7 protein-coding genes are annotated in these 8,632 nt (G+C 68.3%); all 7 read left to right on the forward strand.

Translation table 11 applies throughout. The annotated features are described in order from the left end of the window. Positions 1 to 246 precede the first annotated feature (246 nt). Entirely contained in the window at positions 247 to 1,851 is a 1,605-nt protein-coding gene (locus ASF53_RS15785; RefSeq protein ID WP_056200269.1) for a sigma 54-interacting transcriptional regulator, read from the forward strand. A gap of 212 nt (positions 1,852 to 2,063) precedes the next feature. After that, positions 2,064 to 2,615 (forward strand): OsmC family protein, encoded by a 552-nt coding sequence (locus ASF53_RS15790; RefSeq protein ID WP_056200272.1) that lies wholly within the window; start codon positions 2,064 to 2,066, stop codon positions 2,613 to 2,615. 60 nt (positions 2,616 to 2,675) lie between these two features. Beyond that, entirely contained in the window at positions 2,676 to 3,869 is a 1,194-nt protein-coding gene (locus ASF53_RS15795; RefSeq protein ID WP_056200275.1) for an acyl-CoA dehydrogenase family protein, read from the forward strand. After that, positions 3,866 to 5,200, forward strand: a complete 1,335-nt coding sequence (locus ASF53_RS15800; protein ID WP_056200279.1) for an FAD-dependent oxidoreductase — start codon at positions 3,866 to 3,868, stop codon at positions 5,198 to 5,200. Before ASF53_RS15795 ends, ASF53_RS15800 begins: the two co-directional genes overlap by 4 nt. A 165-nt stretch (positions 5,201 to 5,365) precedes the next feature. Continuing rightward, on the forward strand, positions 5,366 to 6,727 hold the full coding sequence (locus ASF53_RS15805) for a CmpA/NrtA family ABC transporter substrate-binding protein (protein WP_056200282.1): 1,362 nt from the start codon (positions 5,366 to 5,368) through the stop codon (positions 6,725 to 6,727). A 4-nt stretch (positions 6,728 to 6,731) separates the two neighbouring features. Then, positions 6,732 to 7,571: a nitrate ABC transporter permease gene (gene ntrB, locus ASF53_RS15810; RefSeq protein ID WP_056200285.1), complete on the forward strand. Its 840-nt coding sequence runs from the start codon at positions 6,732 to 6,734 to the stop codon at positions 7,569 to 7,571. An 8-nt stretch (positions 7,572 to 7,579) separates the two neighbouring features. Next, the coding region (locus tag ASF53_RS15815; protein WP_286134483.1) for an ABC transporter ATP-binding protein at positions 7,580 to 8,632 on the forward strand (1,053 nt) is incomplete at its 3' end.

Here is an 8,632-nt window from a genome sequence, read left to right on the forward strand (position 1 = left end):
GCGGCGGCACTCGACCCTGGGCTACCTCAGCCCTGTCGAGTTCGAAAACCGTGCTCAATTAGCTTAGGACCGTGTCCACCAAACCGGCAGCAGGCCAGAGGCATGCAACTTCGGGCATGCAATCTCGGCTGCTTATGCCTGATCGGCGCGTCTTCCGGGGATCCGCCGGTTCGGATGTGCGCCGACCTTTGCACGAAGCTTGCAAGTTGCTGAGGCGCCAATCAGGAACCTGGGGTGCGCCGCGGAATGGATGGAAGCCTCAAGGGCGCGTCGAGCACACACTGGCGTACGCAGGAGATGTTCCTCGTCCAGGAGGTCATGAACCTGATCGGCAAGGGCCTGCGCCTGGATCAGGTCGCGCGGGAGATGCTGCATCTCCTGTCCGAGATCGTCGGACTGAACCGGGGACGGATCGTCCTGAAAGACCCCGACGGCAAGGGACACCGCATTGCCTACGCCTATGGGCTCACCCGCGAGGAGGTCGCTCGGGGGCGCTACGCACCGGGCGAGGGCATCACCGGGCGCGTCATCCAGGACGGTCACCTCATCATAGTGCAGGACATCGACAAGGACCCGACCTTCCTTGGGCGGGCGGTGGCGCGGGCGCAGCTTCCCCGCGGCGCCGTGTCGTTCCTGGCGCTGCCGATCCGGGTCGATCACGGGACGGTCGGCGCCATCGCCTGCCACCGTATCCGCCACCGGGAGCGAGCGCTCTCGGACGACCTCACCATCCTGCGCATCATCGCCACGATGGTCAGCCAGTTGCTGACCTTGAACGAGCGGGTGGAGCAGAAGACGCGGGCGCTCGAGGAGCACAACGACATGCTGGCGCGCGAGCTGCGCATCAAGCGCGCCCGTTACGGCATCATCGGAACCTCGCCCGCGCTGCTGCGCGCGCTCGCGCAGGTAGAAAAGGTCGCGGCCGCGACCGCGAGCGTGCTGCTGCTCGGCGAGTCCGGGACCGGCAAGGAGCTCTTCGCCCGGGCGCTCCACCTCGCGAGCCCGCGGCGCGACCGGCCCTTCATCAAGGTCAATTGCGCGGCGATCCCCGACAGCCTGTTCGAATCCGAGCTATTCGGGCACGAGCGCGGCGCCTTCACCGGGGCCGTCGATGCGCGGGCCGGCTGGTTCGAGCAGGCGAGCGGCGGCACGATCTTCCTCGACGAGATCGGCGAGATGCCGGCGGTCCTCCAGACCAAGCTGCTGCGCACCCTGCAGGAGGGGACGGTCGTGCGCCTCGGCGGCAAGCGCGAGATCCGGGTCGACATGCGCCTCGTCGCCGCGACGAACCGGGACCTCGCCACCGAGGTCGCCCATGGCCGCTTCCGAGAGGACTTGTTCTACCGCCTCAACGTCGTGCCGATCACCCTGCCGCCGCTGGCGGAGCGGCGCACCGACATCCCCGATCTGGTGCTGCACTTCCTCACCCAGGCGAACCAAAACAACCAGCGCAACGTCAACCTGACCCAGGGCGCGGTCACGCATCTCGCCCGCCAGTCCTGGCCGGGCAACATCCGCCAGCTCGCCAACTTCATCGAGCGGCTCGTGCTGCTGGCGAGCGAAGGTGTCTTGGACGTTGAGGATGTGCGGCCGATGCTCGAAGGCGCCGTCGTCACGGCGCGCCCCCTGCTCGCTCCCGCCTCGGCTCCGTTCTTCTCGCCCAAGCGGGAAGCGGCGTTTCGCGCGATGGGCACCGTGCGCCCCTACCTGCCGGCCGACTCGCACGGCCACGAACAGCTGCGCATCGCCCTGGCCCAGGCCGGCGGCAACAAAACGCGGGCGGCCCAGCGGCTCGGGCTCACCGAACGCCAATTCTCCTATCGCTGGCGCAAGCTCCAGCCGGCACCCTAACCCAGCTCTGCCAAACCCGACAATGTCGACAAAGTGTCGACATTCATCGACGGTTCATCCGGATCCGCCGCTCGCAAATTTTCGCTAAAACACTGAAAAAGTTCATCAATATGAAATCGCCGCATTAGCCGCCGATTTGGCACCCGCTTTGCGCAAGTCCCTCCGAGCCGGCCCCGACGAAGACGGGGACAGGGCACGAACAGGAGTTGCCGATGAGCGCGAACGCCGCCCCCACCACCGTCACCACCTACTTGCGTCCGATCGACCGCGACGGCCTGATGCAATTCGCCGAGAAGGGCCGCTGCAATCCCGGCTCGCGTGGCACCAACAAGGTGCACACCGTCGTCGACGGGCAGTACCGCACCCTCAGCTATGTCGGCGACCACCAGCCTGTCGTGGTGGACGAGCCCCTACACCTGTTCGGCGAGAACACGGCGCCGGCGCCGGGTGAGATTGTGCTCTCGGCCCTCGGCGGCTGCCTCGCGGTCGGCATCACCGCCGTCGCAACCTGGAAACAGGTGCGCCTCTCGCGCCTCGAACTGAATCTCGAGGGCGACATCGGCAACCCCGCCGCCTGGGGCGCGGGCGGCGCCGAGAAGCGGCCCGAGGATATGGGATTCCAGGAGATCCGCGTGGCCGTGACCATCGAGGGCGATGCGAGCCGCGAGGAACTCGACGAGATCGTGCGCCACGCGAATGTCTACTCGCCGGTGGCCAACTCCATGCGAAACCCGATCGCCTTCAAGATCGGCTTGGCTGGCTGACTCGCTCAGGCGGGACCGAACGGTCCCGCCGCCTTCCCCGATCCTTGAGGAGACTGCACGATGTCGAGCGCCCTCGCTCTGCGGCCGGCGGATGATTCCGTCGGGCCGGTGCCGCCTGCCACGCCGAACCGCCCCGATTGGACCGACGAGGCCGTCCTCGCCGGAGCGAAGGCCATCGCCGATGGTCCGTTGAGCGCCGCGGCGGCGGAGATCGACCGCGGCGCCTACCCGCTCGAGATCCTGGGCCGGCTCGGTGGCGCGGGCGCGCTCGCCGTGCATCTCGACCGGCACGGAGGGCGCTTCGGCCTCTCGGTGGCTGCCATGCAGGCGGCGAGCCGGGCCTGCGGCGCCACCGGCTTCCTGATGTGGTGCCACGACGTGTGCGGCCTCTACCTGGAGCAGTCGGGCAACCCGGCCCTGACCGGCGCGGTGCTCGACGATCACGCGGCGGGCCGCAGCTTCGGAGGCACGGCGCTCTCCAACCCGATGAAGGCCTTCGCCGGGATCGAGCCGATCCTGCTGCGCGCCCGTCGCGTCCCCGGCGGCTACCGGGTCAGCGGCATGCTGCCCTGGGTCAGCCATATCGGCCCGGGCCAGTATTGCGGCGCCATCGCGGGTGTCGTCGGCGCCAACGACACGATCAGCCACGAGATCATGTTCGTGCTGGCTTGCGACCGTGCCGAGCTGCGGCCCTGCCCGCACTTCTCCGGCATGGAGGGCACCAGCACCTGGGGTGTGCGGCTCGACGACCTCTTCGTCGGGCATGACGACCTCATCGCCGACCCGGCACGCCCCTTCATCGGACGCATCCGCGGCGCCTTCATCCTGCTTCAATGCGGCATGGGCCTCGGCGTGGCCGAAGGGAGCCTCAACGCCATGCTGGCGGTCGAGGAGACGCTGGGCCACGTCAATCAGTTCCTCGACGATCGGCCCGACGCCATCGCGGCCGAACTCGCCGAGCTGCGCGCCCGCGTGATGCGGCTCGCCGAGACGCCCTATGACGGTGCTACCGACTACCTGATCGACGTTCTCGACGCCCGCGCCCAGGTCTCCGAACTGGCTTTGCGCGCCTCGCAATCGGCGCTGCTGCACCAGGGCGCCCGGGGCTACCTGATGTCGGCCGCACCCCAGCGCCGGATCCGAGAGGCGCATTTCGTCGCCATCGTCACCCCCGCGATCAAGCATCTGCGCTGGGAGATGGCCCGGCTGTCGCGAGAGACGCTGCCCACCGTGACCGAAGGGAGCCGGGCATGAGCCTCCCTGAGCCCACCGACGGCCTCGGCCCCTGGCAGCTTTTCCTCTGCCGGGCCTGCGGCCTGATCTACGACGAGGGCGAGGGCGACCCCGATAGCGGCCTGCCGCCCGGCACCCGCTTCGCCGACATCCCCGATGACTGGGCCTGCCCGATCTGCGGCGTCACCAAGTCGGATTTCGAGCCCTACCAGCGGCGTGCGCCTGTCGCGCCGGTGCCGGCCTCCTTGGTCCCGCAGCGCCGGCCCGGCGTGGTGATCGTCGGTGGCGGAATCGGCGGTTGGAGCGTCGCCGAGGCGATCCGGGCCGAGGATGCGGAGTTGCCGATCACTTTGGTGAGCGCGTGCGACGGCAGCCTCTACCACAAGCCGGAACTCTCGGTGGCCCTCGGGCGCGGGCTGACACCCGACGCGCTCCGCCGCGAGACGGGGGCCGCGGCGGCAGCACGCTTGTCCCTGCGCCTGATGGCCGACACGGTCGCGGTCGGCCTCTCGCCCGAGCGCCACGCCTTACGCACGACGCGCGGCACGCTTCCCTACACCCATCTCGTCCTCGCCCACGGGGCGCGGCCGGCGCTGCCGGACTGCCTCGACCCCGCCCTGTGCTGGCGGGTCAACGACCTTGCCGGGTGGTCGTCGCTCCATGCCGAGCTCGCCCGCGGCCCCCGCACGGTCGCGGTGATCGGTGCCGGCATGGTCGGCTGCGAACTGGCCGAGGACCTGGCCCGCGCCGGACATGCCGTCACGCTTCTCGGGGCCAAGGCGCTGCCGCTGCCCGAACTCCTGCCGGAGCAGGCCGGACGGCGCCTGCTGGCGGGCCTCGAAGGCGTGGGTGTCCGCTACCGGGGCGCGAGCCTCGTGAGCGGCCTGAGCCGCCGGCCGGACGGCACCGTCGCGCTTGCCCTCTCGGACGGGACGAGCCTCGCCGCCGCGACCGTGATCGCTGCGACCGGCCTCGCCACGCCCTCGCGCCTGGTGCGGGGAGCGGGTCTCGCCTTCGACCGCGGCATCGTCGTCGATCCGGCGACCCTGCGCACGAGCGGGCCTGACATCTTCGGGCTGGGCGACTGCATCAGCATCGCAGGGCGGCCCTGCCGCTTCATCGAGCCCATCGCCCGCCAAGCCGCGGTCATCGCGGACGCGATCCTCGGCCGGGCTCATCCGGGCTACGCGCACGCCGCCCCGGTCATCCGCCTGAAGACCCGCTCGGCCCCGATCGCGCTGCACGGCACCCCCGTCGCCGACCGCCCCTGGCACGTCGTCGAAGAGAGCGAGCACCGGCTCGCGATGGAGCAGCGGCAGGGCGGCGAAATCACCGCCTGGCTCGCGGCCTGAGCCTGCCGACAATGTCGACAAAGGATCGACATTGTCGAAGGCGCGAGAACCGACCGAGCCGCCCCCAGAGGCGGCAAGTCGCTGGCCGAAAAGCAGGAATAAAAAATTCCAGCGGTTGGCGCGACTGTTGCTGAGAAATTCTTACTTGCCCTGCCGGAGACTGCGATGGCCCCGTTCGACAATCCCTTCGATGCCAAACGCCGCTTCGCACGCGGCGGCTGCTCCTGCGGTTCGCACGCGTCCCAGGCCGCGCATGAGGCGGCCCTGCCGAGCGGGGACGCCGCGATCGAGCGGGCCGTCGAGGCGACGATGATGCAAGCGCTGTTTCCGCATCAGGCCGAGCGCCGCGCCTTCCTGCGCAGCGTCGGCCTCGCGACGGCGGCGGCAGCCGTCAGCCAGTTTCTGCCGACGAAGTTCGTGGCCGAGGCCTTCGCCGAAGCGGGCAAGCCGGAGAAGACCGACCTCAAGATCGGCTTCATCCCGATCACCTGCGCCACGCCGATCATCATGGCCAAGCCGATGGGCTTCTATGAAAAGCAGGGCCTCAACGTCGATGTCGTGAAGACCGCCGGCTGGGCGGTCGTGCGCGACAAGACCCTGAACAAGGAATACGACGCCGCCCACATGCTGGCACCGATGCCGCTCGCCATCACGATGGGGCTCGGATCGAACCCCGTTCCATTTGCCGTGCCAGCGATCGAGAACGTCAACGGGCAGGCAATCTGCCTCGCAAATAAGCACAAAGACAATCGCGACCCGAAGAATTGGAAAGGATTCAAGCTCGCGATTCCGTTCGATTACTCGAACCACAACTACTTGTTGCGCTACTACCTCGCCGAGCACGGCATCGATCCCGACACCGACGTACAGCTTCGCTCGGTGCCGCCGCCCGAGATGGTCGCGAACCTGCGCGCCGACAACATCGACGGCTTCCTCGCGCCCGACAACGTCGTCCAGCGCGCGGTCTATGACGGCGTCGGCTTCATCCACATCCTGTCGAAGGAGATCTGGGACGGGCATCCCTGCTGCTCCTTCTCCGTGGCGCAGGACACGATCCGCGACATGCCGAACGCGACGGCCGCGATGCTGCGCGCCATCCTCCAGGCGACCGCCTACGCCTCGAAGGCGGAGAACCGCAAGGAGATCGCCGCCGCCATCGCGCCCGCGAACTACCTCAACCAGCCGCTCACCGTGGTGGAGCAGGTCCTCACCGGCACCTATGCCGACGGGCTCGGCAGCGTGAAGAAGGACCCCAAGCGGGTCGCCTTCGACCCCTTCCCCTACGAGAGCTTCGCGATTTGGACGCTGACCCAGATGAAGCGCTGGGGTCAGATCAAGGGCGATGTCGATTACGCGGCGGTCGCAAAGCAGGTCTACCGCGCCACCGATGCCGCCAAGTTGATGCAGCAGGACGGACTGACCCCGCCGGAGGCCACCACCAAGACCTTCGTGGTGATGGGCAAGACCTTCGATCCAGCCAAGCCCGAGGAATACCTCGACTCCTTCAAGATCAAGCGCGCGAGCTAACGCCATGCAACGCACGCTCTCGCTGCGCGCCGGCGTCCTCTCCCTCGCGCTTCTCGCGCTGATCCTGCTCGGCTGGCAGATCGCGGTCAGCGGCACCGCCCGCACCGAGGCCATGGACCCGGAATACGCCGCCCTGATGGGGCAGGCGGCCACCACGGGCAAGTCGGCCATGCCCGGCCCGCTGGATGTCGGGGCGACGATCTGGAAACACCTGAAGGACCCGTTCTACGATCGCGGGCCCAACGACAAGGGCATCGGGATCCAGCTCGCCTACTCGATCGGCCGCGTGGCGCTCGGCTACGGCCTCGCGGTGCTGGTGGCGATCCCGGTCGGCTTCCTCATCGGCATGTCGCCGCTGATGAGCCGGGCGCTCGACCCGTACATCCAGATCCTGAAACCCGTCTCACCCCTCGCCTGGATGCCGCTCGCCCTCTACACGATCAAGGATTCGAGCCTGTCTGCGATCTTCGTGATCTTCATCTGCTCGATTTGGCCGATGCTGATCAATACGGTCTTCGGCGTCGCGGGCACGCGCAAGGAATGGCTCAACGTCGCCAGAACCCTGGAGGTGAGCCCGGTCCGGCGCGCCTTCACGGTGATCCTGCCGGCAGCGGCCCCGACGATCCTCACCGGCATGCGCATCTCGATCGGCATCGCCTGGCTCGTGATCGTGGCGGCCGAGATGCTCGTGGGGGGCACCGGCATCGGCTACTTCGTCTGGAACGAGTGGAATAACCTCTCGATCACCAATGTGATCACCTCGATCCTGGTGATCGGCCTCGTCGGCACGGTCCTCGACCAGCTCCTGGCGCGTGCGCAGCGCCTCGTCACCTTCCCGGAGTGAAGCGACCCATGAGCACGCTCCTTCCGTTCGCGCGGCGCGCCCGCCGCTCCGCTTCCCAAACGGCTGATGCCGGGACCAGCCGCATGTCGACTTCTGAAAAGTTCATCTCCATCGAGGGGATCGCCCGGCGCTACCCGGCGCCGGGCGGCAAGGCCACGACGATCTTCGAGAACCTGTGGCTGCCGATGCGCCGCGGCGAGTTCGTATGCATGATCGGCCATTCCGGCTGCGGCAAGACCACGGTGCTCAACATCCTCGCTGGGCTCGATGCACCGAGCGAGGGCGTCGTCATCGTCGATGGGCAGGCCATTACCGGCACGAGCCTCGACCGCGCCGTGATCTTCCAGGGTCACGCCCTGCTGCCCTGGCGCAGCGTGCTCGGCAATGTCGCCTACGCGGTGTCCTCGCGCTGGCGGAAGGCAAAGCGCGCCGAGATTGAGGCGCGCGCCCGCAAGGCGATCGCCACCGTGGGGCTGGCCGGCTCCGAGCACAAGCGCCCGTCAGAATTGTCGGGCGGCATGAAGCAGCGCGTCGGCATCGCCCGCGCACTGGCCATCGAGCCCAAGATCCTGCTCATGGACGAGCCGTTCTCGGCGCTCGACGCGCTCACCCGCGGCACGCTGCAGGACGAGGTGCGCCGGATCTGCGTCGAGACTGGGCAGACGGTCTTCATGATCACCCACGACGTCGACGAGGCGATCTATCTCGCTGACCGGATCGTGCTGATGACGAACGGGCCGGAGGCGAAGGTCGCTGAGATTGTCGAGAACCCGCTGCCCAAGAACCGCGACCGTACGCAACTTCACCACACCCCGGGCTACTACGCCCTGCGCAACCACCTGATCGACTTCCTCGTGACTCGCTCCCGGACCCTTCGGGACGCCATGCCCGCGGGCTACGACCCTCGCCATCCGCCCGTGGTGCGCCCCTCGCTCAGCGAAGCGGACACCGCCGCAATCGCCGCTGAGAGCCCGTCCGATAATGTCTGGCCGGGGTTGAGTGGCCGGGATGGCGGTGATTCCAGAAGGGTGCTGAAGCCTGATCTGGACGTGCCATGTGGA

Origin of the sequence: Methylobacterium sp. Leaf123, assembly GCF_001423405.1 — a bacterium.
GTDB lineage: Bacteria > Pseudomonadota > Alphaproteobacteria > Rhizobiales > Beijerinckiaceae > Methylobacterium.

Excerpts from the sequence above, each read along its gene's own strand:
- ASF53_RS15795 (WP_056200275.1), top strand. The coding sequence starts at position 2,676 with ATGTCGAGCGCCCTCGCTCTGCGGCCGGCGGATGATTCCGTCGGGCCG.
- ASF53_RS15785 (WP_056200269.1), top strand. The coding sequence starts at position 247 with ATGGATGGAAGCCTCAAGGGCGCGTCGAGCACACACTGGCGTACGCAG.
- ASF53_RS15790 (WP_056200272.1), top strand. The coding sequence starts at position 2,064 with ATGAGCGCGAACGCCGCCCCCACCACCGTCACCACCTACTTGCGTCCG.
- ASF53_RS15800 (WP_056200279.1), top strand. The coding sequence starts at position 3,866 with ATGAGCCTCCCTGAGCCCACCGACGGCCTCGGCCCCTGGCAGCTTTTC.
- ASF53_RS15805 (WP_056200282.1), top strand. The coding sequence starts at position 5,366 with ATGGCCCCGTTCGACAATCCCTTCGATGCCAAACGCCGCTTCGCACGC.
- ntrB (WP_056200285.1), top strand. The coding sequence starts at position 6,732 with ATGCAACGCACGCTCTCGCTGCGCGCCGGCGTCCTCTCCCTCGCGCTT.